Source organism: Natronocella acetinitrilica (assembly GCF_024170285.1).
In the GTDB taxonomy this organism is placed as follows: domain Bacteria; phylum Pseudomonadota; class Gammaproteobacteria; order Nitrococcales; family Aquisalimonadaceae; genus Natronocella; species Natronocella acetinitrilica.
In genome coordinates this window covers 130,148-156,706 of record NZ_JALJXV010000002.1, presented here as the reverse complement: position 1 = coordinate 156,706, position 26,559 = coordinate 130,148, and the positions used below count along the sequence as shown (strand labels likewise).

Below are 26,559 nucleotides of genomic sequence, written 5' to 3'. Positions count from 1 at the left end.
TAAGCTGACTCCAAGGGCGTGATACTCCGGCCGAGCTTTGCTCGGCCGGAGCGTTTATTATCCCTGCATTGCAACGGTTGCAGCATGCGAATTGCGCTTGGTGTCGAATATGATGGGCGGCGTTATCGTGGATGGCAGTCACAGCACCACGCGCCCTCGATTCAGGCCTGTCTGGAGCAGGCGCTCTCGAAAGTGGCGGCCGCGCCGATTGCCGTGACCTGCGCTGGTAGAACCGACGCCGGTGTCCATGCCCTGGGGCAGGTGGTTCACTTCGATACCGATGCCGACAGGCCGATGCATGGCTGGCGGCTTGGCGCGACCACCGGGATGCCCGACGACATCGCTGTCTGCTGGGCGCAACCCGTGCCCGAGCACTTCAATGCGCGTTTCAGCGCCGTCAGTCGCCAGTATCGTTATGTCCTGCTCAATCGGCCGGTGCGCCCCGCGCTTTTCCACGGCAAGGTCGGCTGGACCTGGAAGCCGCTGGACGCCGATCGCATGCAGCAGGCCGGCACCCACCTGCTGGGTGAGCAGGACTTCTCGGCGTTCCGTTCGGTGGAATGTCAGGCCAGGCATGCCCGCCGGTCGTTAAGCCGGTTGCAGATCACGCGGGATGGCGACTTCATCTATTTCGATGTTGTCGCCAACGCTTTTCTGCACCACATGGTGCGCAATATTGTCGGTACACTGATGGTTGTTGGTGCCGCTGAAAAGCCGACGGACTGGGTGGCGGACGTCCTTCAGGGGCGTGACCGAAAACGCGCTGGCCCCACGGCGGCGGCGGATGGTTTGTACTTCGTTGCAGTTCGATATGGTGAGGATTTCGGATTGCCTGCCCCCCCGGTTCCACCGGCTTTCAGGTTTCCCTCGGACGGTTGACCGCGTTACCATTAGTGACTTTTCCAGGCTCAGGCGGGGCCAGGCGCTCCGACCACCCCGAGGCAGGGCTGTTGAATTTTCGCACGCGCGTTAAAATGTGCGGCATCACCCGATTGGAAGATGCCCGGTATGCCGTTGCCAGCGGCGTGGATGCGCTGGGCTTCGTGTTCTACGAGCCTAGCCCGCGCAACGTGAGTCCCGGCGTGGCCAGGGACATCATCGCGGCGCTGCCGCCTTTCGTGAGTATGGTCGGTCTGTTCCTCGATGCCGAACGTGACTTTGTCGAAGAGGTGCTGCAGACCGCGCCGCTGGATTTGCTGCAGTTCCACGGGAGCGAGACTGCTGCCTATTGTGAGTCGTTCTCGCGGCGCTATATCAAGTCCATCCCCATGGGAGGACAGATCGACCCGGCTGCCTACGCCGCCGAACATCCCGGGGCCGTCGGTTTTCTGCTGGACAGCAACGCGCCGGGGGAACGCGGCGGCCTGGGAAAGGTCTTTGACTGGAACGCAATTCCCGACCAGTTGAGCCGCCCGCTGGTGCTTGCTGGTGGTCTAGACCCAAGCAATGTCGGTGCTGCGATTGCCCGACACCGACCCTACGGGGTCGATGTCAGCAGTGGCGTCGAATCGTCCCATGGCATCAAGGATGCCGGGCGCATTTCAGCATTCATGAAAGAGGTTGAAGATGTCCACACCCTCACAGGCCGTTGATCCAACCATCGATTACAGCCAGTTTCCCGACGCCCGTGGCCACTTCGGTATCTACGGCGGGCGCTTTGTCCCGGAAACGCTGATGGCCCCGCTGGTCGAACTGACCGAGGCTTACGTTCGCTATCGCAACGATCCCGAGTTCGTGCGGGAGTTCGACGAGGATTGCACCCAGTTCGTGGGTCGGCCGTCGCCGCTTTACTTTGCCCAGCGCTGGACGCGCAAGGTTGGGGGTGCGCGCATCTACCTCAAGCGTGAAGACCTCAACCACACCGGCGCCCACAAGATCAACAACACCATCGGCCAGGCACTGCTGGCCTCCCGCATGGGCAAGACCCGGCTGATTGCCGAAACCGGCGCCGGCCAGCATGGCGTGGCCAGTGCCACGATCGCTGCACGGCTGGGCCTGGAGTGCGTGGTCTACATGGGCGCCGACGATATCAAGCGCCAGTCGCCCAATGTCTATCGCATGCGGCTGCTGGGCGCCAAGGTGGTGCCGGTGACGTCAGGCTCGCGCACCCTCAAGGACGCCCTGAACGAAGCAATGCGCGACTGGGTGACCAACGTCGACGACACGTTCTACATCATCGGGACCGTGGCCGGCCCGCACCCTTATCCCATGATGGTGCGCGACTTCCAGTCCATTATCGGCCGAGAGACGCGTCGGCAGATGCTCGAGCAGGAGGGACGTCTGCCTGATGCGCTGGTGGCCTGCGTCGGTGGCGGATCGAATGCCATTGGGCTCTTTCACCCCTTCCTCAACGACAAGAGTGTCGCCATGTATGGCGTGGAGGCTGGAGGTTACGGCCTGTCCACCGGCCAGCATGCGGCGCCGCTTTGCGCCGGTAAACCGGGTGTGCTGCACGGCAACCGCACGTACCTCATGGAGGACGCGTCCGGTCAGATCAGCGGCACCCACTCGGTATCCGCGGGCCTCGACTATCCGGGTGTCGGGCCTGAACACTCCTGGCTCAAGGACATTCATCGGGCGCAGTACGTATCGGTGACGGATGACGAGGCCATGACCGCCTTCCACACCGTGACCCGGACCGAGGGTATTATTCCGGCCCTGGAGACGGCGCACGCCCTGGCCTACACCGAGACCCTCGCCCGCGAACTCGGCCCGGAGAAGACCATCGTGGTGAATCTCTCCGGACGTGGCGACAAGGATCTCCAGACCGTTGCCGAGCGGGAGGGTATCGAGCTATGAGTCGCATCGAACGGCGATTCCAGGCCCTGCGCCAGGCCGGGCGCAAGGCACTGATTCCCTTCGTCACCGCCGGCGATCCACATCCGGACGTGACCGTGGACCTGATGCACGGTCTGGTGAAAGCCGGCGCCGACATTGTGGAACTGGGGGTGCCGTTTTCCGATCCCATCGGTGATGGACCGGTGATTCAGTTGGCCTGTGAGCGTGCCCTGGCCCATGGCACCAGCCTGCGGCAGGTGCTCGCCATGGTCGAACAGTTCCGCCAGACCGACCAGGATACGCCGGTGGTGCTGATGGGTTACATGAACCCCATCGAGGTCATGGGCGGAAAAACCTTTGCGGAGGCCGCCGCTGCAGTCGGTGTCGATGGTGTCCTCACGGTGGATCTGCCACCGGAGGAGATGGACGACCTCAGTAGCTTGCTGGCCGGCGCCGGACTCGATCCGATTTTCCTCGTGGCACCCACCACCACCGCCGAGCGCATGCATGTCATCTGCGACAATGCCCGCGGTTTCGTCTATTACGTTTCATTGAAGGGCGTGACGGGTGCCGACACAGTGGACCTGGAAGCGGTGGCGGGCCGCGTCGACAGCCTCCACGGTATGACCGGTCTGCCGGTGGGCGTCGGTTTTGGTATCAGCACCCCTGAGAAGGCTGCAAGTATGAGCCGTATCGCCGATGCGGTGGTTGTGGGAAGCGCGCTGGTGCGCCTGGTCGAGGCCAATCAGCATGATCATGCGGCTGCCGTACGCGAAGTGACGGGCTTGCTCGCTGCCATGCGCGAGGCCATCGACGCCGACGCCGGGGTGGCAGTGGACGTCCGTTCGGCCGAGGAGCGTTCATGAGCTGGTTTGAAAAACTGATGCCCTCACGCATCCGCACGGATGCCGGAGAGCGCACGCGCAATCGCAGCGTCCCCGAGGGTCTGTGGACCAAATGTGGCTCTTGTAACGCCGTGCTTTATCGCCCGGAGCTGGAACGGAGCCTGGAAGTCTGCCCCAAGTGCAACCACCACATGCGAATCCCCGGCCGGGCGCGCCTCGAGGCCCTGCTCGACGAGGACTCTGCGGTAGAGCTGGGGCAGGACATCAAGCCCGTGGACATCCTCAAGTTCCGGGACAGCAAGAAATACAAGGATCGCCTATCCCAGGCGCAGAAGACCACGGCGGAAGACGACGCCCTGGTTGCCATGCAAGGCCGCTTGCGGGGCATGCCCGTGATGGCCTGCGCCTTTGAATTCGAGTTCATGGGGGGCTCCATGGGCTCGGTGGTCGGTGAACGATTCGTGCGCGCAGCGAATCTGTCGCTGGAGCAGCGCGCGCCGTTGATCTGTTTCTCGGCAAGTGGCGGCGCCCGCATGCAGGAGGCGCTGTTCTCGCTGATGCAAATGGCCAAAACCAGTGCAGCACTTGGTCGTCTGCGCAAAGCCGGCATCCCCTACATTTCTGTGATGACTGACCCCACCATGGGTGGTGTCTCCGCAAGCCTCGCCATGCTGGGTGACGTGAACGTTGCGGAGCCGGGCGCCCTGATCGGCTTTGCCGGTCCCCGAGTTATAGAGCAGACCGTCCGTGAAACCCTGCCGGAGGGCTTTCAGCGTGCCGAGTTCCTGCTGGATCACGGCGTAATCGACATCATCGTCGACCGTCGAGAAATGCGTGATCGGCTGGCTTTGCTGCTCGCCATGTTGACCGGACAGCCGTCTCCGGACATCAAACGGCTGGATCAGCCGGAGCCGGTTGAATAGTCCAGGAGCAGGCCTTGATGGCGCACTCCCGGTTTAGTTGCCTCGACGACTGGCTGACGTGGCAGGCGACCCTGCACCCCAAGGCCATCGACATGAGCCTTGAGCGGATTCGTACCGTCGCCGGTCGGCTTGACCTGCTCTCCCGGCGGGCCTGGACATTCACGGTGGCGGGCACCAACGGCAAGGGCTCCTCCATCGCCTACGCTGAAGCCATGCTGCGGTCCGCCGGGCTGCGTGTCGGCACCTACACATCTCCTCATCTGCTGCATTACTGCGAGCGCATCTGCATTGATGGACGCATGGTGGACGAGGCCTCGGTGATCCGCGCCTTCGAAGCCATTGATCTTGCCAGGGGCAACGTCAGCCTGACCTATTTCGAGTTCGGAACGCTGGCGGCACGCTGGCTGTTTGCCGAGACGGGTGTTGATGTCGAGTTGCTGGAAGTCGGCCTCGGCGGGCGATTGGATTCGGTCAATATCTTCGAACCGGACGCCTGCCTGATCACTTCGGTGGGCCTGGATCACTGCGAGTGGCTGGGGTCGGATCGGGAAATGATCGGCCGTGAGAAAGCCGGCATCATGCGAACTGAGGTGCCGGTTGTGTTCGCCGGGCCAGACATCCCGGACAGCGTCCGCCGACATGCCGCCGAAGTGGGGGCGGCCCTCATGGTTGCGGGCGAGCACTACCGGACTGGCGACGATGATAACGGCACCTGGTGGTACGAGGATGACCGGGGCCGTATGGAGGGGCTGGTACCGCCCCCTCTGCCGGGCAATGTCCAGCGCGCCAATGCCGCAGGCGTGTTCCGTGCACTGCGCGGTCTGCCCGGGTTTACGCCATCCGCCGGGCTGTGGAACCGGTCGGTGTCCACGATCAGGCTCGCTGGCCGCCTGCAGCGATTGTCCGGCTCCCCGGCATGGTGGCTTGACGTGGCGCACAACGCCGACAGTGCGGCGGTGCTGGCAGATAGCCTGCAACGGCGGCAGACGGCGGGACGCCGCGTGGCCTGTCTGGCAATGATGCGGCGCAAGGACCCGGCGGTGGTACTGGCCCCGCTCGCGGATCTCTTCGATGGCTGGTATCTGCTCGCCTTGCCGGAGGCGGAGGCCTGGACTCCCGACGAACTGGGATCGTATCTGCCTCCGGGAAGTGTGCTTGGCTCGGGGCCGCCAGAGCAGCTTTTCCGGGAAATCGGGCAAATCCTGGGGCCGGTGGATGAACTGGTGGTTTTCGGCTCATTTCGCACCGTGGAGGAGGCGATGCGGTTCCGGGGTGTGGACAGTCTGCACGGCGCAGTGCAGCATGAACGTTGATTCGCCTCCAGGTTTTCATTGGCCGTAGACACCATGCAACAGCGACATAAGCAGCGTCTGGTCGGAGCCGTGGTCGTCATCGCCCTGGCGGTGATATTTCTACCCATGCTGTTGCGTGGGCCAGTGGAGCACCGCTCGCTGGACGTGCCTGTGGAAGTGCCGCCGCGGCCAGCCGCCGAGACGGTCACGCGAACCGAGCCACGGCCTGGCGATGCGCCGCCACCGGTGCTCGATCGGATTCCGGTGCCGGATTCGGCGCCCGAGCAGGCGCAGGAAGCGCCGCAAGCGGATGATGCCGTGCCCGCGCCTGACATACCTGCTGCCGAGGATGTACCAAGCAGACCGCCGGCGGAGGGTCGGGCCTATGCCGTGCAGGTGGGGAGCTTTCGCAGCCGGGATAACGCCATCGCCCTGCGTGATCGCCTCCGCAACGCCGGCTATCCGGCCTATGTGGAGGAGACGCAGTCCGGCGAATCCAGCACTGTCTATCGCTTGCGAGTAGGGCCGGTGGCCGAGCGCGAGGAGGCGAGAGCATTGAGCGCGCGCCTCGCCGACCAGGAGAATCTGGAGGGAATCATTGTCTCCAACCCGTGATCAGGCGCCAGCCGATTCGCAGCAGATGCGGCTGGTGCGGGCGTCTGTTACCATCCGCAGCGGCTGCAGCCTGGGTGTCACAAGCTCATGAACTGGCTCGATTACGCCATACTCACGATCATTGTTCTGTCGGCGGTTATCAGCCTGATACGGGGCTTCGTGCGTGAAGTACTGTCGTTGCTGGTGTGGATCGCCGCCTTCTGGATCGGGATACGCTTTTCGCCACAGCTGACGGTGTATCTGGACGACTATATTGCCTCGCCGACCCTGCAGCTTGGTATCGCCTTCACGGTGCTGTTCGTAACCACACTGCTGATCGGCGCCATCATCAATTACCTGGCGGGGCAGCTGGTTGGTCGAACGGGACTGACCGGCACCGACCGCCTTATCGGCATTATCTTCGGCGTGGCTCGCGGGCTGGTGGTTGTTGCGGTGCTGATGCTGGCCGCAGGACTCACGGCGTTGCCGCGGGAGCCCTGGTGGCAGGAATCCACCCTGGTACCCCATATCCAGCCCCTGGTCTGTCGGGTCGGCGTACAGGACTGGCTTGACGGCATGATGGTCTATGCGCCTCTGGGCGATAACGATTCGGCGGTGGCCGAAGGCACTCACGCACCGGAATACTGGCGCGAATTCTGCGAAGATAGTGCTTCCGGCGACAGCTCCGACGCAGCGAGGTAGAACACACCCATGTGCGGCATTATCGGCATGGTGGGTCAAGGACCCGTCAATCAGGCGCTCTATGACGGCTTGACCGTCCTACAGCATCGTGGCCAGGACGCTGCGGGTATCATGACGTACGATCAGGGGCGCTTGTACCTGCGCAAGAACAACGGCCTGGTCCGTGACGTCTTCCGCCAGGAGCACATGCTGCAGTTGCGCGGCAATGTCGGTATCGGCCATGTGCGCTATCCAACCGCCGGGTATTCCAGTCCCGCCGAGGCGCAGCCGCTGTATGTCAATTCCCCGTATGGCATCAGCCTTGCGCACAACGGCAATCTCACCAATGCCGAGGCGTTGAAGCGGGAGCTGTTTCTCGAAGACAGGCGCCACATCAACACCGAGTCCGACTCCGAGATCCTCCTGAACGTGTTTGCCCATGAGTTGGCGCGTAGCGGCAAGCTCCGCATCAGCGAAGAGGACATTTTCGAGGCGGTGGCGGCGGTGCATCGTCGCTGTAACGGTGGTTATGCCGCCGTGGCCATGATCAATGGCTATGGCGTTCTGGCCTTCCGTGATCCAAGCGGCATACGGCCGTTGTGCTTCGGCGAGCAGCGCCTCGAAGGCGGCGGTAGCGAATATCTGGTGGCTTCGGAAAGTGTTGCCCTCGATACGCTGGGCTTTTCCCTGGTGCGGGAACTCGAACCCGGCGAGGCCGTGTTCATCTCCCTGGACGGCACGGTTTACGCCAGACAGTGTGCCGAGCACCCGGTACATGCTCCCTGCATATTCGAGTATGTCTACCTGGCGAGACCCGACTCCATCATCGATAGCGTCGCCGTCTACAAGGCGCGGCTGCGCATGGGAGAGCGCCTGGCACAGCAGATCCTGCGCACCTGGCCCGACCACGATATCGACGTCATCATTCCCGTGCCGGATACCAGCCGCACTGCAGCCCTTGAGATGGCGCATCATCTGGGAGTTACCTATCGCGAGGGTTTCATCAAGAACCGATATATCGGTCGCACGTTCATCATGCCGGGGCAGACCCAGCGGCGGAAATCGGTTCGCCAGAAACTCAATCCCATCGGTCTGGAGTTCAAGGGCAAGAACGTGCTCCTGGTAGACGATTCCATCGTGCGCGGAACGACCTGTGAACAGATCATCGAAATGGCCCGGGACCAGGGAGCTCGCAAGGTCTACTTCGCTTCGGCGGCACCGCCGGTTCGCTACCCCAATGTCTACGGGATCGACATGCCCGCCGCCCACGAACTGATTGCACACGGGCGAACCCTGGAAGAGGTCGCGCAGAAAATCGGCGCCGATCGCCTGATCTACCAGGAGCTGGACGATCTCGTGGCCGCGGTGCAGGAGGGTAACCCCACCCTTCGGCAGTTCGATGCCTCCTGCTTCAATGGCGAGTATGTCACCGGGGATGTCTCCGCTGACTACCTTGCGGCACTGGCCGATCGGCGTTCGGATACGGCGAAGTCCGCAGGGCCGGAGCGTCAACCCATGACCGACCTGGCGCATCAGCTCCATCAGGGTTGAGCGGTATCCCCCCAGGTCCAGTGAGGACGAACATGTCAGATCAGGATTACCCTTTTGATGGGTTCAATACCCGGGCTGTGCGCGCCGGACAGCACCGCACCAACGAGCAGGAGCAATCCGAGCCGCTGTTCCTGTCATCCAGCTTTACATTCACCAGCGCCGCCCAGGCCGCCCGGCGATTTGCCGGAGACGAGGAAGGCAACATCTATTCCCGTTTCAGCAATCCCACCGTGCGCACGTTTCAGGAACGGTTGGCAGCAATGGAGGGTGGCGACGCCTGCATAGCCACCGCCTCTGGCATGTCCGCCATCCTGTCCACCTGCATGAGTCTGCTGAAGTCAGGTGATCATGTTGTCTGCGCGCGTCAGGTGTTCGGCACCACGGTATCCCTGTTCGGCAAGTTTCTGCCGCGTTTCGGCGTGGAAACCAGTTTTGTACCGCTGACGGACTACGATGCCTGGGAGCGCGCCATTACCGGGCGCACCCGGATCCTGTTTCTCGAGACGCCGTCAAATCCGCTCACTGAAGTGGCGGACATCCGGCGGCTGGCAGAGCTGGCCCACGCCCATGACTGCCTGCTGGTGGTGGACAATTGCTTCTGCACCCCGGCGCTGCAAAGGCCCCTGGAGTATGGCGCGGACCTGGTCATACATTCCGCCACCAAGTATCTGGATGGGCAGGGTCGCTGCGTTGGCGGTGCGGTGATCGGGCCCGCCGATCTCGTTGACGAGGAAATCTTCGGATTTCTGCGGGCCGCCGGCCCGACCATGAGTGCTTTCAATGCCTGGGTCTTCATCAAGGGCCTGGAAACGCTCAGTCTGCGGATGCGTGCGCAATCCGAGAATGCGGCGGCGCTTGCCCACTGGTTGCGGGAGCAGCCCGGAGTCGACCACGTCTATTATCCCGGCCTGAACGACCATCCACAGCATGAGCTTGCCGCCAGCCAGCAGACCGCGTTCGGTGGCATCGTGTCGTTCGAGGTCACTGGCGGCCGTGAAGGTGCCTGGCGCGTCATCGACAATGTTCGCCTGATGTCCATCACCGCGAACCTTGGAGATACCAAGACCACCATTACCCATCCGGCCACCACCACTCACGGCCGTATGACCGAGCAGGAACGTGCCGAGGCGGGGATCCACGAGAATCTGATTCGCATTTCGGTTGGGCTGGAGGATGTCGCGGACTTGCAACGGGATCTGGAGCCGGCTCTGGCTGCGAGCAGGGGGCGATAATGCAGCAGGATCACAGGCAGATTCTCGAGTCGTTGTATCAGGCTGCACTCGATCGGGTGGCCGGTGCTGCCGCGGTGCGTCATCAACTCGAACGCGATGGCTTGCAAGGCGACGTTGCCCTCATCGCAATCGGCAAGGCGGCCAGCAGCATGACGCATGGTGCACTGGACGTGCTGGGCGAGCAGCTCACCGCCGGCCTAGTGATCACCAAGCATGCACACCTGTCGGAGCGCTGCCGCCTGGATGAGCGGCTCACGTGCCTGCAGTCGTCTCACCCGATTCCCGATGAGACCACATTGCGTGCCGGCGATAGCCTCCTCGACTTCATTGCGGCGCAACCCCGGGATCGTCAGCTGCTCGTGCTCGTCTCGGGCGGTGCTTCGAGTCTGGTTGATGTGCTCCCGTCGGGCTACGGACTGGACGAGCTCAGTGCGCTGAACCAGTGGTTGTTGTCGAGGCATCTGGATATCGGCCGCATGAATGCGATCCGCCGGGGCATTTCCTGCATCAAGGGCGGCCGCCTGGCCTCCTATCTGCAGGGGCGACGGACCCGCCTGCTGTTGATTTCCGATGTGCCCGGTGACGAGCCCTGGGTTATCGGCTCTGGCCTGCTGGTGCCGCCCGGTCCGGCGGCCCCATTGCCGGATGACCTGCCGGACTGGGTTCACGCAATGATTTCAGCAGCGCCGCCACTGCCGGCTGAGGATGATCCCGCGTTTGCAACCATCCGGCGAACCATTGTCGCCAGTAACTCCCAGGCCCGGGCTGCAGTGGTTCGCAAAGCCGAACAGCTCGGTCTTCCGGTGGTAGCCCATGATGCCTTGCTGGAAGGGGACGCGCTGGAGGCGGCTGAGCGGATTGCACATGCGGTACTCCACGGGCCCGTGGGTATCCAGGTCTGGGGTGGTGAGCCCACTGTTGCTTTGCCGGACAAGCCTGGTCGTGGTGGCAGGGCCCAGGCGCTGGCGCTGCGGGCGGCCATGATCTTCGAAGGCGGGCACGATGTATGGTTACTGGCGGCGGGTACCGACGGTACTGATGGGCCTGGAGAGGATGCCGGAGCCATAGTCGACAACATGACCTGCCAGCGGGGCCGTCAGGCGGGGCTCGATCCGGATGACTGTCTCGATGCCGCGGATAGCGGTACTTTCCTCGACGCCAGCGGTGATTTGCTCCGCACCGGCCCCACTGGCACCAACGTCATGGATGTGGTGATCAGTCTGAAGGTGTCGCTCTAAGGGGCTGTTCACGGCCCAGGGTCTGCTCTCCCACCCACAGGTCCCATCACAGAGGCCCCTCATCCTGCTATTGCGGACGAATGCCCCGCAGGCGCTCGGAACGCCTGCGCAGCAGCTCGATGGTGGTCAGCAAGGCGATGGACAGCAGCACCAGGATTGTGGCGACAGCGAGAATCGTCGGGCTGATCTGCTCGCGAATCCCGGACCACATCTCCCGCGGAATGGTGCGTTGTTCCACGCCTGCGACGAACAGCACGATCACGATCTCATCGAACGAAGTGATGAACGCGAACAGCGCGCCAGAGATAACCCCGGGCAGTATGAGCGGCAGGGTGATCTTGCGAAAAACCGTGGTGGGTGGCGCGCCAAGGCTTGCAGCCGCCCGCGTCAACGAGTGATCGAACCCCACCAGCGTCGCTGTAACCGTGATGATCACGAACGGCACGCCGAGCGCCGCATGGGCCAGTATGACCCCGGGGAAGGTTTGTGCCAGGCCCAGGTTGGAATAAAAGAAAAACATGCCGGCGGCGGAAATGATCAGCGGTACGATCATGGGCGAGATGAGGATGCCCATGATCAGGCCGCGAAAAGGCATGTGCTTTTTTGACAGCCCCAGCGCCGCAATGGTGCCGAGCGTCGTCGCCACCAGGGTTGCGCAGATGCCGATTATGAACGAGTTCTTGATGGAGTTCAGCCAGCTGCGGCTGCTGAAAAAGTCTTGGTACCAGCGCAGCGAGTAGCCGGCGGGGTCAAAAGTCAGCATCTCCCGGGTGTACGTGAAATAGGGCTGTGCATTGAAGCTCAGAGGGATGATTACCAGGATCGGCGTGATCAGGAACAGAAAGATCAACGCGCAGATGATGCGGAACGTGTAGTACCAGGTTCGCTCCAGCGGTCCGGCATAGGTTGGCAGTGCCATGCGTCAGTGCTCCCTCAGCCCAGCTTCACGTTGTCGGCGCCGAATACCTTGTTGAAGGCCCAGTACAGCACCAGCACCCCCACCAGGAGGATGGTGCCGAGCGCGGCGGCCAGCCCCCAGTTCAACGAACTCTGCATGTGGTAGGCGATCAGGTTGGAAATCATCTGTCCGCTCTGGCCACCCACCAGGGCCGGCGTGATGTAGTAGCCGATGGAGATGATGAATACCAGAATGCCGCCTGCCGCCATGCCGGGCACGGTCTGTGGGACATACACCCGCCAGAAGGCCGTCCAGTTGTTGGCACCCAATGAGCGCGCCGCCCGCATATAGCTCGGTGGAATGGTCTTCATCACGCTGTAGAGCGGCAAGACCATGAAGGGCAGCAGGATGTGGGTCATTGCGATGACCGTGCCGATCCAGTTGTGGATCATCTGCAGGCGCATGTTTTCGTCAAGAATGCCGATGTTCACCAAGATGTGGTTGATCACGCCCTGCTGCTGCAGCAGTACGATCCACGACGTGGTGCGGACCAGCAGCGACGTCCAGAACGGCAACAGCACGAAGATCATCAGCAGGTTCGAGTAGCGCAGCGGCAGTGTGGCCAGCAGGTAGGAAATCGGGAAGCCGAGCAGCAAGGTAAGTGCGGTGATGACGACGCTCATGATCAGCGTGCGCGTGAACAGGCTCAGGTAGATGCGCTGTCGCTCGTCCTGACGGACAATATTGCCGTCCTCGTCGTAGGTCAGATCCAGTGCCGATACGTAATAGGCAGCCGTCAGGGGGCGCCCTTCACGCTGGATGACCCGCCAGATTCTCGGCTCCCCCCAGCGTGCGTTGAGATCGATCAGTGCTTCCTTGTAGGGCGCCTCGAGTTGCGCGGCTCGCCGGCCGGCGCCGCCCAGCAGACTGCGAGCGCCACTCATCTCGTAATTCAGCCTCACCGCGAGGCGACCAACGGCGCGCTCCTCCTGGGCGACGCGCAAGTCTTCCACCATCGCCGCATAGGCGGCTTCCGGAGGCAGATCCTCGCCGTCCCAGTCGCGCAGGGCTTCAACGGTTCTTGGCAGGGTATTGACGATCAGGGGGTTGTCCACACTGCGCCACATCATTTCCCCGATGGGAATGACAAACGACACCATGATGAAGGTCAGCAGCGGCAGGACCAGCAGGAATGCGATGGTTCGGCGACGACGTTCGGCGCGACGCAGGCTGGTCTTTAGCGGTACACCGTCAGCGGTGACCATCCTGTCCGGCGCAGCGTCCGAGGAAGTGGATCGCAGCGTGTCGCCGGTGGTGGTGGCCATGGTGATTCCCCCCTAAAGCGGGTCGACGACCAGATGTCGCCGACCCGGCACTCAAGCAATCGATTTAACGGAGCATCCAGTTGGCGAAGCGCTCACGCAGTTCATCGCCGTAGTCTGTCCAGAAATCGTTGTCGAGAATGATGGGGGTCTGATAGTTCTCGGGATAAGTCGGCATATGAGGCCGCATATCGATTCCGAGATCCGCATGCTCACCCACCAGTTCGTTGGAGGACGCACGGGCCGGGCCATAGGAAATGAACTTGGCCTGGTCGGCAAGACGCTGGGTATCAGTGGCCCAACGAACATACTCGAGAGCATGATCGGCCTTGGGACCGTCGGGAATCACCCAGCCGTCCCATTCCACCACCTGACCGTCCCAGATGATCTCGAAGGGCTGGCCTTCCACTTCCGAGGCGTCGAAGATGCGGCCGTTGTAGCCGGTGGCGAAGGCCACTTCGCGGTCGGCCAGCAGCTGCGGAGCCTGGCTGCCTTCGGTCCAGAAGATCAGGTGCTCCTTGATGGTGTCCAGCTTGTCAAACGCGCGATCGACACCTTCCGGCGTCATCAGCACGTCATAGACTTCGTCCGGCGGCACGCCGTCAGCGTAAAGGGCCCACTCCAGGTTAACGGCGGGGCGGTCCTGGATGGCGCGGCGGCCGGGGAAGTCCTCGACGTTGAAGAAGTCGTCTACCGTCTGTGGCTGCGCATCCGACGGGAACATCTCGGTGTTGTAGGTCACCACCGTGGAATACACGATCTGCGGAATGAAGCACTCGCCCAGGGAACCGGGCAGGAAGTCTTCCGAAGCCGGGGTGCCATCGGGAGCAGGCTCCAGCATGGCATCGTGATCGATGGGCAGGATGATGCCCTCGTCACAGGCCAGCTGCGCGTCAGAGGGCAGCATGTCCACCAGATCCCAGGTCACGTTACCCGCCTGGTGCTGGGCACGCAGGCCAGCCAGGGCATTGGCGGAACCGTCGTCGCCACGCAGACGCCAGTTTGGATTCTCTTCCATCCAGGGCTCGTGGTAGGCACGGTTCTGACTGGCAGTGTAGGCACCACCCCAGGATACGACGGTCAGTTCGATCCGCTCCTGGGCGTGGGCGACCAGCGCCGCAGCACTGACTGTTGCAACGGCAGCGCTCACGCCGACAACCGTCAAGGTTTTCGCTTTCATCGTCCACTCTCCTGTTTCTCGGTTTTTTGCAGTTCGCCGGTCACCGGGTCCGGGTGCCGGCATTTGCCCGTGGCAACCCAACATGCGTTGAGTCTTCACCAGAACAAATGGTCTGCTCGTTTCACGACGCATTGAGCGCGTGACAGTCTTCCATGGCCCAGCCGACGCGCATGGTTTCGCCGGCCTGCATGCGTTTGTTGCGCTGGGCGTTGGGGACCTTGATGATAAATTCCTTGTTGCCACAAACCTTGACGCGTGTGCGAATGTGGTCGCCAAGGTAGATGAGTTCCTGGACCTCGGCCTCGAAGTTGTTCGGGTACTCGCCGTTTTCCGGTTCCACCGCAACTCTTTCCGGCCGCAGCGAGATGGTCGTGCGATCACCCTCGGCGGCAACGTTTACCGCCTGCGCCTTGAGGACGGAACCATCTTCCAGCCGCACGTCGCAGGTCTCGCCGTCCAGCGATTCCACCGTTCCCTTGAGTGTGTTGTTTTCACCGATGAAGGCGGCCACGAACGCATTTTTCGGGTGCTCATAAAGCTCTGACGGCGGCGCCAGCTGCTGGATGACGCCGTCATCGAATACGGCGATGCGATCCGACATGGTCAGGGCTTCGGACTGGTCATGGGTCACATAGACCACTGTCACCCCGAGTTGGTCATGGATATGGCGAATCTCGTACTGCATCTGCTCACGCAGATTCTTGTCGAGAGCACCCAGCGGCTCATCCATCAGCACCAGGTCAGGCTCGAAAACCAGGGCTCTGGCGACGGCGACGCGTTGTTGCTGACCGCCGGAGAGCTGGGCCGGCATACGGTCGCCCAGGTGCGGCAGCTCCACCATGTTGAGAGCCCGCTTGACCTTCTCTTCAATCTCCGACTTCGGTCGATTACGGACACTCAATGGAAAGGCCAGGTTTTCGGCAACGCTCATGTGCGGGAACAGCGCATAGTTCTGGAACACCATGCCGATGCCACGCTTGTGTGGCGGCACATTGTCGATGCGCTCACCGTTGAGAACGATGTTGCCGTGCGTGGCGGATTCGAAGCCTGCCAGCATCATCAGGCAAGTGGTCTTGCCGGACCCGGACGGGCCGAGCATGGTGAGGAACTCGCCCTTGGCGATGGAGAGGTTCAGATCCTTGACGACGAGTGTTTCGCCATCGTAGCTCTTCTGGACATTCTCGAAGAGAACATATGCAGACCCCGGTGCATGATCAGTGGTCTGGCTCATTCCATTCCCGCCCCCCTGTTAACCGGTTCTGCCCGGCGTCTATCGTCTCGTTTTTCGATTTTTAGAGTTGCCGATCCCGCAATGAATTGCAAGCGCGAACGGCCTTGGGCCGTCAGATTAGTCAGAAAAGGCTTGCGCCATGCGGGTTCTGGATCAGCAAAAGGGAATGTTGCGATGCAGCAAAACCAGACCTGCAATGGGTCCGGCAGTTTGCTATTTTAGCCTGTCAAATCACCTGATTACCGAGGCCGCATTGCAGCCTGAAACCCGCCAGATTGTCGTCATTGGCGCCGGCATTGTCGGCATTTGCTGTGCCCGCTGGCTGCAACGCGACGGCCATCAGGTCACAGTGGTTGACAGCGAACCCCCGGGCGAAGCCTGCTCGTTCGGCAATGCCGGCGTGTTTGCCACGGATTCCGTCATACCGCTGGCAACGCCAGGAATCGTGCGCAAGGCTCCGGGCCTGTTGCTGCGAAAGGATAGCGGTCTCGACCTGCGTTGGAGCTACCTGCCGCGGATTGCGCCGTGGCTTGCGCGCTTCATGGCCAGCGCGAGACCTTCGCGGTGGCGTCCGGCCATGCAGGCTCTCACCCAACTGTGTGCGGCAGCCGATGCTGCCTATCAGCCGCTACTCCAGGGTAGTCGCGCCGCGGAGTTGGTGAAACGCACCGGCTGGGTCACCGCCTACCTGTCCAAGCGGTCCTTCTCCAAGGACCAATGGGAGCTTGATGAGCGGCTGCGGCAGGGCGTCAGCGGGCGTTTGCTTGATGCTGCGGCGCTGCGAGAAGTTATTCCCGAACTGAGCCCGAAAGTTGCCGGCGGCTTTCTGTTCCCCGATTGTGTGTCTTGTTCAGATCCAGGAGGCCTGGTTCAGCGGCTTGCGGCCGACCTGGTATCGGCTGGCGGACGTGTCGAGCAGGCCCGGGTGCAGGATCTGCAACCCCGTGATGACGCAGTTGATGTGCGCACGGATCAGGGCGCGATCCGCGCCGATCACGTGGTGGTGGCTTGCGGCATCTGGAGCGGTCGCTTCGCGGCGGCCCTTGGCGAGCCGGTGCCGCTGGAGACGGAGCGGGGTTACCACGCCATGCTTGAACAGCCGGATTTCACACCGCCGATGCCGGTGATGTCCGGGGATCACAAGTTCGTGACCTCACCCATGCGCGCCGGGGTGCGGTTGGCCGGTACCACCGAACTCGGTGGGCTGGAATTGCCCGCCAACCCGGAGCGCCCTGGGCGCATGGTGACCCTGGCGAAGCGCCTTTTTCCCGGACTTCGCGGCGCCCACTATAGTGAATGGATGGGGTTTCGCCCCACATTGCCGGACTCATTGCCCGTGATCGGCCGTTCGAGGGTTGCCCAACGGGTCTCCTATGCCTTCGGCCATCAGCATCTGGGCCTGACCCTGGCAGGTATCACGGGGCGCATCATCGCCGATGATCTTGCCGGTCGAAGCCACGGTGTCGATCTGGAGGCGTTGTCGATCTCCAGGTTCGCCCGCGCCCGCTCTCCGATGGCTGGAACCGAGAATACCGTATGACTGAGGCATCAACGGACAGCGCTGATTCCTGTCTGTATGCTGCTGCGGCCCGTGCACTGGCCGTCAGAGATCCGCAAGCCAAAGGTGTCCTGGTTGACGATCTGCGCAATGACTGGAGCGCTGGCAGGCTGCGTCGTCGCGGATCCGAACCGCCATGGCCCGTGGACGCGCCGGGGCGGCCGGCGCGCCCTGGGCTGGTACCGCCCAGGGATCTGGTCCATCGTCGGCTGAGCACCGAGGCGGGTCGCGCCGCTCTGATTCACGCCATCGCGCACATCGAATTCAATGCGATCAATCTGGCGCTGGACGCGGTGCAACGGTTTCGCGACATGCCCGATACGTATTACTCGGACTGGCTTGGGGTGGCCCAGGACGAAGCGCGACACTTCTTCATGCTGCGGCGTCGGTTGCAGTCGCTTGGCCATGACTACGGTGATTTCCCGGCGCACGACGGGCTGTGGGCCGCCTGTTGTGACACCGCTCACGATGTGATGGTACGCATGGCTCTGGTGCCACGGGTGCTTGAAGCCCGCGGTCTGGACGTCACACCGGGGATGATCCGGCGTCTGCAGGCGGCCAAGGACACGGAAACCGTCGACTGCCTGCGTATCATCCTGGATGAAGAGCAGGATCATGTGCGTATTGGCTCAACCTGGTTCGCCTATTGCTGTCGACAGAGAGGCCTTGATGCAGAGCGTATTTTTCGTGATCTGCTGAGCCGGTACATGCACGGTCGGATTCGTGGGCCCTTCAACGAATCAGCCCGCCTCGATGCCGGATTCTCCCGCGAAGACATGCGTTTGCTGAAAGAGCTGTCCACGGCCAACGCCGGAGGAGACTGACATGATGTTGCGTACGCCCGAGCCCGAACTCATGGATGACGACCGCCAGGCGCAGGCCTACGCCGCGGCAGACTTCGACGAACCGAACGAGCAGTTCCTGAGTCTCTGGCTGCTGCATTTCGGCGAGCCCCATGGGCGGCTGCTTGATGTGGGTTGTGGGCCGGGCGACATCATGCTGCGCTTCGCGCGTCGGTGGCCGGCGCTGCAGATCGTCGGTCTGGATGGTGCGGAGGCCATGCTGCAACATGGGCGCGCGGCCCTTGCGCAGGCGCCTGCACTGGCCGGCAGGGTGAGCTTCATTCGTGATTCGGTGCCCGGCGCGGCGTTGCCGGACAGTGCCTTCGATGGGCTCATCAGTAACAGCCTGCTGCACCATCTGCATGAGCCCACCGGCTTCTGGGACATGTTGCGTCGTGTCGGTCGACCCGCTGCGCCGGTACTCGTGATGGATCTGTTCCGGCCGGAGTCCCCGGAAGACGCGGCCGCTATCGTGGATCGTTACGCGGTGGGTGAGCCCGAGGTGCTCCGGACGGATTTCTATAACTCCCTGCTTGCGGCATTCACCCCGGAAGAAGTGTCCGGACAGCTCGCCGCCGCCGGACTCGGCGACTTCACCGTCGAGCGCGTCAGTGACCGGCACATGCTCGTGCACGGCCGTTTGCCCGGCTGAAAACGCTGCCTTGCAGCAAGTCTTTCCACGACTACCCTTCAGTAGGCGGCGGAGCCCCGCCGGTCATTTGCATCTATTCCGCACGGAGAGGAGAACAGCATGAGCAAGCGTGACGAGTACCTTCAGAAGTTCAAGGCGAAGCTCGACGAATGGAACGCTGAAATCGATCGTATGCAGGCCCGTGCCGACCAGGCGCGAGCTGATCTCAAGGTCGACTACGAGCATCAGATTGAAGCCCTGCGCAAGCAGCGGGACGAGGCCCGGGAACGGTTTCGCGAGATGGAGCAGGCCAGTGAGCACGCCTGGGAAGACTTCCGTGGTCGCGCAGACAAAGCCTGGAAAGAGTTTGAGGACGGCATCCGCAAGGCGTGGTCCGCATTCAAGTAGGGCTGGAATACGAAGGCCGCTGCACCGATACTGTGGCTCCCCGTGGAGGCGGTCGCCGCCGCGGCACCTTTTATCTTCGTGAACCTCAATCATCCGAGGAGAGTCGATATGGCCCAGATCATGCTGGCCGGCAATCCGATCCATACCGTTGGCGAACTGCCGGCGGTTGGAAGCCAGGCGCCTGACTTCCGTCTTACCCAGACGGACCTTGAAGACACCACGCTTGCCGACTACAAGGGCAAGAAGCTGGTACTGAATATCTTCCCGAGCATCGACACCCCGACCTGTGCCCAGTCGGTGCGCCGCTTCAACAAAGAGGCGTCCGAGCGCAGCAATGTGGTGGTGCTCTGTGTCGCAGCGGATCTGCCGTTCGCCATGAAGCGCTTCTGCGGGGCGGAAGGGCTGGAGGCGGTGAAGCCGGTTTCCACCTTCCGGGGTCACGGCTTTGGCCAGGACTATGGTGTTGAAATCACCGATGGGCCGCTGGCCGGTCTCATGAGCCGTGCCGTCGTGGTCATCGATGAGCAGGGCAAGGTCATTCACGCCGAACAGGTGCCCGAGATCAAGCAGGATCCGGACTTCCAGGCGGCCCTGGCGGTCATCTGACAGAGCGTCGGAGAACTGACCGTCCGCAGGACAGGTCCGTAACAGGCATCAGCGCGCCCGCTACACGCGGGCGTTTTACGCAGCATCGACAGAGAGTTTGCCATGAGTGACGATCGCGACCAGCGACCAGCGGGCCAGGACGACGGCGACGAGCATCATCTGCGCCTGCGCAACCTGCGCTTCGAGGACTACCCGGACGTCAAGGAGGTGATGGACGAAGTCTATCCGGTCATGGGCGCGTGGACCCGCAAACAGTATGCGGCGCAGCTGAACCGGTTTCCCGAGGGCCAGATCTGCATCGAGGACAACGGCAAGGTCGTCGCTGCTGCCCTGACCATCCGCGTGGACTATCGCCGCTTCGGCGACAAGCACACGTATGACCAGATCACCGGAGACGGCTACTTCTCCACCCACGACCCCAATGGGGATGTGCTCTACGGCGTGGATGTGTTTGTCAGTCCGCGCTATTCCGGTATGCGTCTCGGCCGTCGGCTCTATGATGCGCGCAAGGAACTCTGTCGAAACCTCAACTGCCGCTCCATCATCGCCGGCGGCCGGATTCCCGGTTACAAGGAATACTCCCGTGAAATGACCCCGGAGCAGTACATCGCTCTGGTAAAGCGCCAGGAGGTCTATGACCCGATCCTGAGCTTTCAGCTCGCCAACGACTTCCACGTGCGTCGCGTCATCACCGACTATCTGCCGGAAGATCGGGAGTCCCGGGCCTACGCCACCCTGGTGCAGTGGAACAACATTTTCTATGAGGATCAGCAGCAGTCGCTGATCGGCGGCGGCAAGACCAACATCCGCGTTGGCACCGTGCAGTGGCAGATGCGCTCCATGCACTCCGTGGAAGAGCTGATGACCCAGATCGAGTTCTTCGTCGACGCACTCGCCGGTTACAACGCGGATTTCATGGTCCTGCCGGAGTTCTTCAATGCGGCGCTGCTGTCGAACTTCAACCAGGACAATCCGGCGGAGGCAATTCGTGGTCTCGCCCAGTACACCGATGAGATTCGCGAAGGCATGCAGTCCCTGGCAGTGAGTTACAACATCAACATCATCGGTGGTTCCATGCCGGTGTATCGGGATCAGCAACTTTTTAATGTCTCGTTTCTGCTCCGCCGGGACGGAACCTGGGAGTCGCAGCACAAGCTGCACATCACCCCTGATGAGCGCAGCTACTGGGGTTTGACTGGCGGAGATGCGCTGCAGGTCTTCGATACCGATGTGGGCAAGATCGGCATCCTCATCTGCTATGACGTGCAATTCCCCGAACTGTCACGGCTGTTGATGGAACAGGGCATGAAGATTCTCTTCGTGCCCTACTGGACCGACACCAAGAACGGCTATCAGCGGGTGCGCCGCTGCGCCCAGGCGCGGGCGATAGAGAACGAGTGTTACGTTGCGATAACCGGCAGCTGCGGCAACCTGCCCAATGTCGAGAATGTGGATATCCAGTACTCCCAGTCGGCAGTGTTCTCCCCTTCGGATTTCGCCTTTCCCCATGATGCCGTGGTGTCAGAGGCAACCCCGAACACCGAAATGACGCTCATCGTGGACATGGATCTGGAAAAGTTGCGCGAGTTACGCTACGAGGGATCGGTGCGAAACTTCCGCGATCGGCGGCTGGATCTCTATCAGGTACAGTGGGTCGGTGTTCCGGGCAACGTGGCCGATAACGAAGAGCAGACAAACGAGTCCGCCAGCGATGCGGACCATCTGTCGGAGTATGAGGAGTAGCAGTCTTGCGAATGAATGCATCCACATCCTGCCTGCTGGTGGTCGATGTGCAGGATCGGTTGGCGCCGGCGATCCACGAGGGCGAGCGGGTGGTCTCCAATGCCAGCTGGCTGGTCAAGCTGGCGCGGGAAGTGGATCTGCCCGTCCGGCTCACCGAGCAATACCCCCAGGGCCTGGGCCATACAGTGCCGGAGCTGCGTTCACTGGTCCTGGATGACGAACTCCTCGAGAAAATCCATTTTTCCTGTATGGAGTCGGACCATATCCGCCGGGTACTCGCTTCCCTGGGACGGCGCCAGATCGTCATGGCGGGCACCGAGGCGCATGTCTGCGTGCTGCAAAGCGCACTGGGTCTCACTCAGGAAGGCTACGAGGTTTACGTGGTGGCGGATGCCATCTCCAGTCGCAGCCAACTGGACGTGGAGTACGCTGTCGAGCGCATGCGCATGGAAGGTATCCGGGTGGTCACCCGGGAGATGGTGGCGTTCGAGTGGCTGGGCCGTGCGGATACCGATCTGTTCCGCAAGGTAATGCCGCGCTTCATCCGCTAACCGGGGCGACGGCGGTCAAGGGGGCGCTGAGGAAATCAGCGCCCCCCCTGATGCGAAACCGGCTCGGTACGCCTCAGTGGGCGTGACCGTGCTCGACTTCTTCGCTGGTGGCGTCACGTACTTCGCGGACAGTCACATCGAAATTCAGAGCGACACCGGCCATGGGATGGTTGGCATCCACGGTGACCTGTTCACCCTCGATCGCGGTGACGGTCACGACGGTACCCTGGCCATCCTGTCCCGACGCCTGGAACTGCATGCCGACCTGCAACTCGTCCACGCCCTGGAACATGTCCCGCGGCACTTGTTGCATCAACTCGTCTCGGCGTTCGCCGTAGGCTTCGCCGGGCTCCACCCGAACGGATACTTCTTCCCCGGCGCCTTTGCCCTCCAGGGCGCGTTCCAGGCCGGGAATGATGTTGTTCGCACCATGCAGGTAGGTGAGCGGCTGCTTGCCCTCGGAGGTGTCCAGCACGCTGCCTTCATCGTCTTTCAGCGTGTAGTCGATGGCAACGACCTTGTCCTTCGCGATCTGCATTGGGGTTTCCTCTACATATACATGAACCGGGCATGGTAACGGAGCGCCAGTCGAGGTGCCACCGGGCTACCTGCGTCCACGCTCCTTCGCCAGTTCACGCAGGCCCTGCATATACTGCTTTTCGTTGGGCGGCAGACCGTTACGCTGGGCGTGCCAGAGGGCCTCGGCAAGATGATTCATCATCAAATGTTCCGCTTCTAGCGGATCGCCCAGTGCTCGGGAAAGCTGCTTGTGCACGGCGCGAATGCCGGCGGGTCGATTGGTCGACACTTGTTCCCGCAGCGCGAGATGCATGCCCATATGCAGAAACGGATTGGTTTCACCGGTTTCGGGAAAATACTCCCGCGCCAGCGCCAGGTCTTCGCTCTCCAGGAGGTCGTGATACTCGGGATGGTCCGCGATCACATCGGCGATCATGGCCTCCAAAGGGGTGAGCGGCAGGCCTCCGAGGTGCTTCTGCCAGGCCTCGAAATACTGTTTGCGGAGCGCGTTTCTGTCTTGTGAAAACATATCCATAGGGTACTGCAGGGCACGTGTGAAATGCACCGTAGCCTCCGTCGCGGGTTGACTACAGTTCGCGCCTTGCACATTATTGGAAACCCATCTCACGGATGACCGGAATGACAACCCGGCCTATCTCCCCCGAATCGAGGTACCCGGAACTGGCAGGATGCCAGGCGGCTGTCCATGGCCCCAGCGTGGCCAAACTTGGTACTCGGTGCTAGCTTCTTTAAGCAGACACAAAAAAGACCCAGGAGGATGTAATCCATGTCTCTTTTCAGCAATCGTCTTCCCAGCTCCGTGCTGGCTATCGGTTGCGCCGTCGGCCTTACGGTCGGTGCCGCTACCCAGACCGTCGACGCGCGGGAAAATCTGCGCTTCGCCACTTCCAACGTTGGTTCCTACGGCTATGCCGTGGGCAACGTTATCTCCGACGTGCTGCAGCGGGAGCTCGGCCGTGACTACGCCCTGGTCGTGCAGCCCTATCCATCCACCTCCGGTGCCATGCGCTCGGTGATGGACGGTGACGGCGAGTTCGCCTACACCGCCGACGTCGGCATGCGCAGCCTCTACGATGGTGACCGTCCCTACGATAACTACGATCCCGAGCGGGGTCGTCTGGTGCACACGCTGTACGTGTACCCGATGGAAACCTTCATGCTGGTGCCGAGCGATATTGCCGACCGCTTCGAATCCTATGCCGATTTCGACGGCGAGCCGATCTTCTTCACCCCCGCCGGCTTCATGAACTGGCTCAACATGGGCCGCATCTTTGCCGCCCTGGGCTACGAGTTCAATCACATCGAGATCGACAGCTCCACCGTCGCCGACGCCTTCGAGGCGGGCACCATCATCGGCTCTGCCGGCTACACCACCGCCGGTGTGTCCCTGCCCACCTACTGGCGTGAAGCCGAACTGCGTGCCGACCTGACCGCCATCAACTTCTCCGAAGAGGAAAGGGAGCGGCTGCGCGACGCTGGCCTGGAACCGGTGCAGATCGATCCGTCGGAAGCGTTCAGCCAGGACGTTGGTGAGGAGTCCGTCTGGGCGGTGCCGATCTACTTCGCCTACAACGTGCGCGTCGACATGGACGAGGACCTTATGTACCGCGCCCTGACGGCCCTGTACGAGAACACCGACGCGCTCGTTGACGGTGATCCCGGCTTCGGTCCGTTGGCTGCCGACTTCGTTGGCACCCAGGCCGCCGGCGTTGCCGTGAACCCCGACATCCCGGTGCACCCGGGGCTGGCTCGCTTCCTCCAGGAGCACGGCCAGTGGAATGATGACTGGATCATCGCGGAGTAAGCGCGAGCCAGGTGGACGGGGTGGGAGCTGAAAAGGCTCCCACCCCTTGTTTTTTTGGTACATGACAGCGGGGAAAGACCGTGCTTGCGCTGAAAAACCTGGTGACGCTCCGGAACCTGACGCTACTCTTCTCCATCGCACTGATCGTCGCACTGCTGGACTACTTCCTGACCGGCTCTGGCGGACCGCGCTATCTGGCCGTGCGCCTCGTGCCGCTCGCCCTGATTATTCAGATTCTGGTTTTCTATCAGAATGACTATTTCTATCCACGCCTGCCCGCGTTGTTCAATCATGCGGCCGTGGTGGCTTACATCGGCATTTGCCTGTACGCCATGTGGTACTTCACCACCAACTACGAAGATATCGCCATCTGGCGGCAGGCGGCATACACCCGGCACGACTTCATCGTCGGCTTGCTGATGTTCCTGCTGGTGATGGAGCTCTCGCGAATGATTCACCCGGTGCTGTTCTGGGTGAATTTCGTCCTGATTTTCTACACCATCTGGGGCTATCTCAGTCCGATCGATTTCTTCTGGCACCCCGGGGTGTCGTTCTACCGGGTGGTCACGTCGAGCACGGTGGAATTCTCCACCGGTGTCTACGGCCGCTACTCGCAACTTGCACTCACGCTGATCGCCGCCTTCCTGTTGCTGGCTGCTGCCGCTAGCGGTTTCGGCGCCCAGAAAGCGCTGGTCAACGTCATGCGACGTATTGCCGGCCGCTCGCGGCACACGGTGCCGCAGACGGCAGTGCTGGCATCCACCACCGTGGGCATGGTCAGCGGTTCAGGCGCCGCCAACACCGCAGTGACCGGTAGCTTCACCATTCCGCTGATGATGCGCTACGGGGTGCCGCCGACCTTTGCCGGTGCGGTGGAGACGGCGGCCTCCATGGGTGGCCTGATCATGCCACCGTTGATGGCGGTGGCCGGCTTCCTGATGGCGGAGTTCCTCAGTGTGCCTTACTGGGAAGTCGTCATCCGCGGGTTCTCCGTGGCGTTTGTCTACTTCGCCTCGCTGATCCTGGCGGTGTACCTGCTCAGTGTGCGAATGCTGCCCACCACGCCCATCACGCCACCGGATGTGCCCTTGTACGATTGGGTGCGCACGGCGATATTCTTCTCCGGTATCGCGTTCCTGATCCTGTTGATGGGCAGCTTCGGTTACGGGGCGATGCGCGCCGCACTGTGGACTGCGGCGATGATCTTCACCCTGCTGGTGCTCACCTGGATTGCCTTCAAGTATCTGCTCAAGGATCCATTGCTGGCAGAGGAGTCCATCTTCGGCAACCTCCGCATCACGATCGAGACCCATGCGGAGATGACCTCCTACCTGACCCTGCTGATGGCCACCCTCGGCATCATGATCGGGCTGTTCACGGTAACCGGCTTCATCACGCGCATGGGTAGCCTGTTGCTGGCCATCGGTGACTTCCACATCGTCGCCACCGTGATCATGGCCTTCATCTTCGGCTGGCTGGTGGGGACGGGGCTACCGCCAACGGCGACCTACATCATCGTTGCGGTGATCATCGTGCCGCCATTACGCACCCTGGGCGTGGATCCATGGGTGGCGCACTTCTTTGCCTTCCTGCTTGCAATCTGGGGTGAGCTGTCGCCGCCGACTTCCTTGACGGCAGCGGTGGCTGCAAAGATCGCCAATGCCTCCTTCATGCGAACCATGTGGGAAGCGTTGAAGATCTGTATGCCCATTACCATCATGTCCTTCGCGATCTTCGTGCGCTCCGACATGGTGGTTAACCCAGGGATGCCGCAGATCATCGACACCGCCCTGGTGGCCATCGGGACCTGTGCGGTGACCTTCGCCGTATTCGGGCGAATCTTCGCTGACAACCGCACCAATTTCGCTGTCGTCATCGGCATGGCGATACTCGGCGGCGTCACGCTGTTCCACCCAAGCGACGCGGTGGCCATGGTGGCGGCCGCCATCGTGCTGCCGATGATCGTCATCGGTGCGATGCGTCACAAGAAGCTCGCACCGCGAAAGGACCCACTGTCGGACGAGGTGGTGGACGAACAGCAGGATCAGAAAGCGACCTGACACATCCAGGAGTGCGAAAAAACGGGGCGAGGCCATGGTGTGGCCTCGCCC

General features: G+C 62.0%; 26 protein-coding genes. 20 read left to right on the top strand and 6 right to left on the bottom strand.

From position 1 onward, the window contains the following. The first annotated feature begins 84 nt into the window (after window positions 1-84). The 11 genes from truA to J2T57_RS04005 all read left to right on the top strand — a co-directional run bounded on the left by truA (window position 85) and on the right by J2T57_RS04005 (window position 11,134). On the top strand, window positions 85-879 hold the full coding sequence (gene truA, locus J2T57_RS04055; protein ID WP_253474632.1) for a tRNA pseudouridine(38-40) synthase TruA: 795 nt from the start codon (window positions 85-87) through the stop codon (window positions 877-879). Window positions 880-974: 95 nt separating this feature from the next. Then, window positions 975-1,592, top strand: coding sequence for a phosphoribosylanthranilate isomerase (locus J2T57_RS04050; RefSeq protein WP_253474630.1), 618 nt, complete (start codon window positions 975-977; stop codon window positions 1,590-1,592). Continuing rightward, a complete protein-coding gene (gene trpB / locus J2T57_RS04045) occupies window positions 1,567-2,799 on the top strand; it encodes a tryptophan synthase subunit beta (protein ID WP_253474627.1) in 1,233 nt (410 codons plus the stop codon). The genes J2T57_RS04050 and trpB overlap by 26 nt, the downstream gene beginning before the upstream one ends. Then, on the top strand, window positions 2,796-3,644 hold the full coding sequence (gene trpA, locus J2T57_RS04040; RefSeq protein ID WP_253474624.1) for a tryptophan synthase subunit alpha: 849 nt from the start codon (window positions 2,796-2,798) through the stop codon (window positions 3,642-3,644). Before trpB ends, trpA begins: the two co-directional genes overlap by 4 nt. Next, on the top strand, window positions 3,641-4,546 hold the full coding sequence (gene accD / locus J2T57_RS04035; RefSeq protein ID WP_253474620.1) for an acetyl-CoA carboxylase, carboxyltransferase subunit beta: 906 nt from the start codon (window positions 3,641-3,643) through the stop codon (window positions 4,544-4,546). The genes trpA and accD overlap by 4 nt, the downstream gene beginning before the upstream one ends. Before the next feature lie 17 nt (window positions 4,547-4,563). Further along, on the top strand, window positions 4,564-5,859 hold the full coding sequence (locus J2T57_RS04030) for a bifunctional folylpolyglutamate synthase/dihydrofolate synthase (protein WP_253474617.1): 1,296 nt from the start codon (window positions 4,564-4,566) through the stop codon (window positions 5,857-5,859). A 33-nt stretch (window positions 5,860-5,892) separates the two neighbouring features. Continuing rightward, window positions 5,893-6,453, top strand: a complete 561-nt coding sequence (locus J2T57_RS04025; protein WP_253474614.1) for an SPOR domain-containing protein — start codon at window positions 5,893-5,895, stop codon at window positions 6,451-6,453. Window positions 6,454-6,540: 87 nt separating this feature from the next. Beyond that, on the top strand, window positions 6,541-7,134 hold the full coding sequence (locus J2T57_RS04020) for a CvpA family protein (protein ID WP_253474611.1): 594 nt from the start codon (window positions 6,541-6,543) through the stop codon (window positions 7,132-7,134). Between the two features lie 9 nt (window positions 7,135-7,143). Then, entirely contained in the window at window positions 7,144-8,664 is a 1,521-nt protein-coding gene (purF, locus tag J2T57_RS04015; RefSeq protein ID WP_253474609.1) for an amidophosphoribosyltransferase, read from the top strand. A gap of 32 nt (window positions 8,665-8,696) precedes the next feature. Beyond that, entirely contained in the window at window positions 8,697-9,896 is a 1,200-nt protein-coding gene (locus tag J2T57_RS04010) for an O-succinylhomoserine sulfhydrylase (protein WP_253474606.1), read from the top strand. Continuing rightward, window positions 9,896-11,134 carry a glycerate kinase type-2 family protein gene (locus J2T57_RS04005; RefSeq protein WP_253474602.1) on the top strand — a complete coding sequence of 413 codons (1,239 nt, stop codon included), beginning with the start codon at window positions 9,896-9,898 and terminating at the stop codon, window positions 11,132-11,134. The genes J2T57_RS04010 and J2T57_RS04005 overlap by 1 nt, the downstream gene beginning before the upstream one ends. Before the next feature lie 67 nt (window positions 11,135-11,201). Here J2T57_RS04005 and J2T57_RS04000 read toward each other — a convergent pair whose 3' ends face one another. The 4 genes from J2T57_RS04000 to J2T57_RS03985 form a co-directional block, all read right to left on the bottom strand. After that, entirely contained in the window at window positions 11,202-12,053 is an 852-nt protein-coding gene (locus J2T57_RS04000) for an ABC transporter permease (protein WP_253474598.1), read from the bottom strand. Between the two features lie 14 nt (window positions 12,054-12,067). Further along, window positions 12,068-13,357, bottom strand: coding sequence for an ABC transporter permease (locus tag J2T57_RS03995; RefSeq protein WP_253474595.1), 1,290 nt, complete (start codon window positions 13,355-13,357; stop codon window positions 12,068-12,070). A 64-nt stretch (window positions 13,358-13,421) separates the two neighbouring features. Further along, a complete protein-coding gene (locus J2T57_RS03990; RefSeq protein WP_253474591.1) occupies window positions 13,422-14,534 on the bottom strand; it encodes an ABC transporter substrate-binding protein in 1,113 nt (370 codons plus the stop codon). A gap of 121 nt (window positions 14,535-14,655) precedes the next feature. Further along, window positions 14,656-15,765, bottom strand: a complete 1,110-nt coding sequence (locus J2T57_RS03985; RefSeq protein ID WP_253474588.1) for an ABC transporter ATP-binding protein — start codon at window positions 15,763-15,765, stop codon at window positions 14,656-14,658. A 253-nt stretch (window positions 15,766-16,018) separates the two neighbouring features. Here J2T57_RS03985 and J2T57_RS03980 point away from each other — a divergent pair, with 253 nt between their 5' ends. The 7 genes from J2T57_RS03980 (at window position 16,019) to J2T57_RS03950 (ending at window position 22,104) form a co-directional block, all read left to right on the top strand. After that, complete coding sequence (locus J2T57_RS03980; protein ID WP_253474585.1) at window positions 16,019-17,305, top strand: NAD(P)/FAD-dependent oxidoreductase; 1,287 nt, start codon at window positions 16,019-16,021, stop codon at window positions 17,303-17,305. Beyond that, a complete protein-coding gene (locus J2T57_RS03975; protein WP_253474582.1) occupies window positions 17,302-18,147 on the top strand; it encodes a ferritin-like domain-containing protein in 846 nt (281 codons plus the stop codon). Before J2T57_RS03980 ends, J2T57_RS03975 begins: the two co-directional genes overlap by 4 nt. Window position 18,148: 1 nt before the next feature. Continuing rightward, complete coding sequence (locus tag J2T57_RS03970) at window positions 18,149-18,817, top strand: class I SAM-dependent methyltransferase (RefSeq protein ID WP_253474579.1); 669 nt, start codon at window positions 18,149-18,151, stop codon at window positions 18,815-18,817. 99 nt (window positions 18,818-18,916) lie between these two features. After that, window positions 18,917-19,204: a sll1863 family stress response protein gene (locus J2T57_RS03965; RefSeq protein ID WP_253474576.1), complete on the top strand. Its 288-nt coding sequence runs from the start codon at window positions 18,917-18,919 to the stop codon at window positions 19,202-19,204. Window positions 19,205-19,312: 108 nt separating this feature from the next. Further along, the gene (gene tpx / locus J2T57_RS03960) at window positions 19,313-19,810 is read left to right on the top strand and encodes a thiol peroxidase (protein ID WP_253474572.1); all 498 of its coding nucleotides are present in this window, start codon (window positions 19,313-19,315) and stop codon (window positions 19,808-19,810) included. A gap of 102 nt (window positions 19,811-19,912) precedes the next feature. Further along, window positions 19,913-21,553, top strand: a complete 1,641-nt coding sequence (locus tag J2T57_RS03955) for a bifunctional GNAT family N-acetyltransferase/carbon-nitrogen hydrolase family protein (RefSeq protein WP_253474569.1) — start codon at window positions 19,913-19,915, stop codon at window positions 21,551-21,553. An 11-nt stretch (window positions 21,554-21,564) separates the two neighbouring features. Beyond that, window positions 21,565-22,104 (top strand): hydrolase, encoded by a 540-nt coding sequence (locus J2T57_RS03950; RefSeq protein ID WP_253474566.1) that lies wholly within the window; start codon window positions 21,565-21,567, stop codon window positions 22,102-22,104. 73 nt (window positions 22,105-22,177) lie between these two features. On the opposite strand, the gene J2T57_RS03945 is transcribed toward J2T57_RS03950, so the two are convergent. Together J2T57_RS03945 and J2T57_RS03940 are read right to left on the bottom strand one after the other, a co-directional pair. Further along, the gene (locus J2T57_RS03945; RefSeq protein WP_253474563.1) at window positions 22,178-22,642 is read right to left on the bottom strand and encodes an FKBP-type peptidyl-prolyl cis-trans isomerase; all 465 of its coding nucleotides are present in this window, start codon (window positions 22,640-22,642) and stop codon (window positions 22,178-22,180) included. Between the two features lie 66 nt (window positions 22,643-22,708). Next, window positions 22,709-23,152, bottom strand: a complete 444-nt coding sequence (locus J2T57_RS03940) for a DUF1841 family protein (protein WP_253475688.1) — start codon at window positions 23,150-23,152, stop codon at window positions 22,709-22,711. Between the two features lie 258 nt (window positions 23,153-23,410). On the opposite strand from J2T57_RS03940, the gene J2T57_RS03935 reads away from it, so the two are divergent. Together J2T57_RS03935 and J2T57_RS03930 are read left to right on the top strand one after the other, a co-directional pair. After that, window positions 23,411-24,448, top strand: a complete 1,038-nt coding sequence (locus J2T57_RS03935; RefSeq protein ID WP_253474561.1) for a TAXI family TRAP transporter solute-binding subunit — start codon at window positions 23,411-23,413, stop codon at window positions 24,446-24,448. A gap of 80 nt (window positions 24,449-24,528) precedes the next feature. Beyond that, window positions 24,529-26,508, top strand: coding sequence for a TRAP transporter permease (locus J2T57_RS03930; RefSeq protein WP_253474559.1), 1,980 nt, complete (start codon window positions 24,529-24,531; stop codon window positions 26,506-26,508). The last annotated feature ends 51 nt before the right edge of the window (window positions 26,509-26,559 follow it).

Excerpts from the sequence above, each read along its gene's own strand:
- J2T57_RS03995 (WP_253474595.1), bottom strand. The coding sequence starts at position 13,357 with ATGGCCACCACCACCGGCGACACGCTGCGATCCACTTCCTCGGACGCT.
- truA (WP_253474632.1), top strand. The coding sequence starts at position 85 with ATGCGAATTGCGCTTGGTGTCGAATATGATGGGCGGCGTTATCGTGGA.
- J2T57_RS04030 (WP_253474617.1), top strand. The coding sequence starts at position 4,564 with ATGGCGCACTCCCGGTTTAGTTGCCTCGACGACTGGCTGACGTGGCAG.
- J2T57_RS04010 (WP_253474606.1), top strand. The coding sequence starts at position 8,697 with ATGTCAGATCAGGATTACCCTTTTGATGGGTTCAATACCCGGGCTGTG.
- J2T57_RS03950 (WP_253474566.1), top strand. The coding sequence starts at position 21,565 with ATGAATGCATCCACATCCTGCCTGCTGGTGGTCGATGTGCAGGATCGG.
- J2T57_RS03955 (WP_253474569.1), top strand. The coding sequence starts at position 19,913 with ATGAGTGACGATCGCGACCAGCGACCAGCGGGCCAGGACGACGGCGAC.
- J2T57_RS03985 (WP_253474588.1), bottom strand. The coding sequence starts at position 15,765 with ATGAGCCAGACCACTGATCATGCACCGGGGTCTGCATATGTTCTCTTC.
- J2T57_RS04005 (WP_253474602.1), top strand. The coding sequence starts at position 9,896 with ATGCAGCAGGATCACAGGCAGATTCTCGAGTCGTTGTATCAGGCTGCA.
- J2T57_RS03975 (WP_253474582.1), top strand. The coding sequence starts at position 17,302 with ATGACTGAGGCATCAACGGACAGCGCTGATTCCTGTCTGTATGCTGCT.
- J2T57_RS03965 (WP_253474576.1), top strand. The coding sequence starts at position 18,917 with ATGAGCAAGCGTGACGAGTACCTTCAGAAGTTCAAGGCGAAGCTCGAC.
- purF (WP_253474609.1), top strand. The coding sequence starts at position 7,144 with ATGTGCGGCATTATCGGCATGGTGGGTCAAGGACCCGTCAATCAGGCG.
- J2T57_RS03940 (WP_253475688.1), bottom strand. The coding sequence starts at position 23,152 with ATGTTTTCACAAGACAGAAACGCGCTCCGCAAACAGTATTTCGAGGCC.
- J2T57_RS04020 (WP_253474611.1), top strand. The coding sequence starts at position 6,541 with ATGAACTGGCTCGATTACGCCATACTCACGATCATTGTTCTGTCGGCG.
- J2T57_RS03990 (WP_253474591.1), bottom strand. The coding sequence starts at position 14,534 with ATGAAAGCGAAAACCTTGACGGTTGTCGGCGTGAGCGCTGCCGTTGCA.
- tpx (WP_253474572.1), top strand. The coding sequence starts at position 19,313 with ATGGCCCAGATCATGCTGGCCGGCAATCCGATCCATACCGTTGGCGAA.
- J2T57_RS03970 (WP_253474579.1), top strand. The coding sequence starts at position 18,149 with ATGATGTTGCGTACGCCCGAGCCCGAACTCATGGATGACGACCGCCAG.
- accD (WP_253474620.1), top strand. The coding sequence starts at position 3,641 with ATGAGCTGGTTTGAAAAACTGATGCCCTCACGCATCCGCACGGATGCC.
- J2T57_RS04000 (WP_253474598.1), bottom strand. The coding sequence starts at position 12,053 with ATGGCACTGCCAACCTATGCCGGACCGCTGGAGCGAACCTGGTACTAC.
- J2T57_RS03935 (WP_253474561.1), top strand. The coding sequence starts at position 23,411 with ATGTCTCTTTTCAGCAATCGTCTTCCCAGCTCCGTGCTGGCTATCGGT.
- J2T57_RS04025 (WP_253474614.1), top strand. The coding sequence starts at position 5,893 with ATGCAACAGCGACATAAGCAGCGTCTGGTCGGAGCCGTGGTCGTCATC.
- J2T57_RS04050 (WP_253474630.1), top strand. The coding sequence starts at position 975 with ATGTGCGGCATCACCCGATTGGAAGATGCCCGGTATGCCGTTGCCAGC.
- trpB (WP_253474627.1), top strand. The coding sequence starts at position 1,567 with ATGTCCACACCCTCACAGGCCGTTGATCCAACCATCGATTACAGCCAG.
- trpA (WP_253474624.1), top strand. The coding sequence starts at position 2,796 with ATGAGTCGCATCGAACGGCGATTCCAGGCCCTGCGCCAGGCCGGGCGC.
- J2T57_RS03945 (WP_253474563.1), bottom strand. The coding sequence starts at position 22,642 with ATGCAGATCGCGAAGGACAAGGTCGTTGCCATCGACTACACGCTGAAA.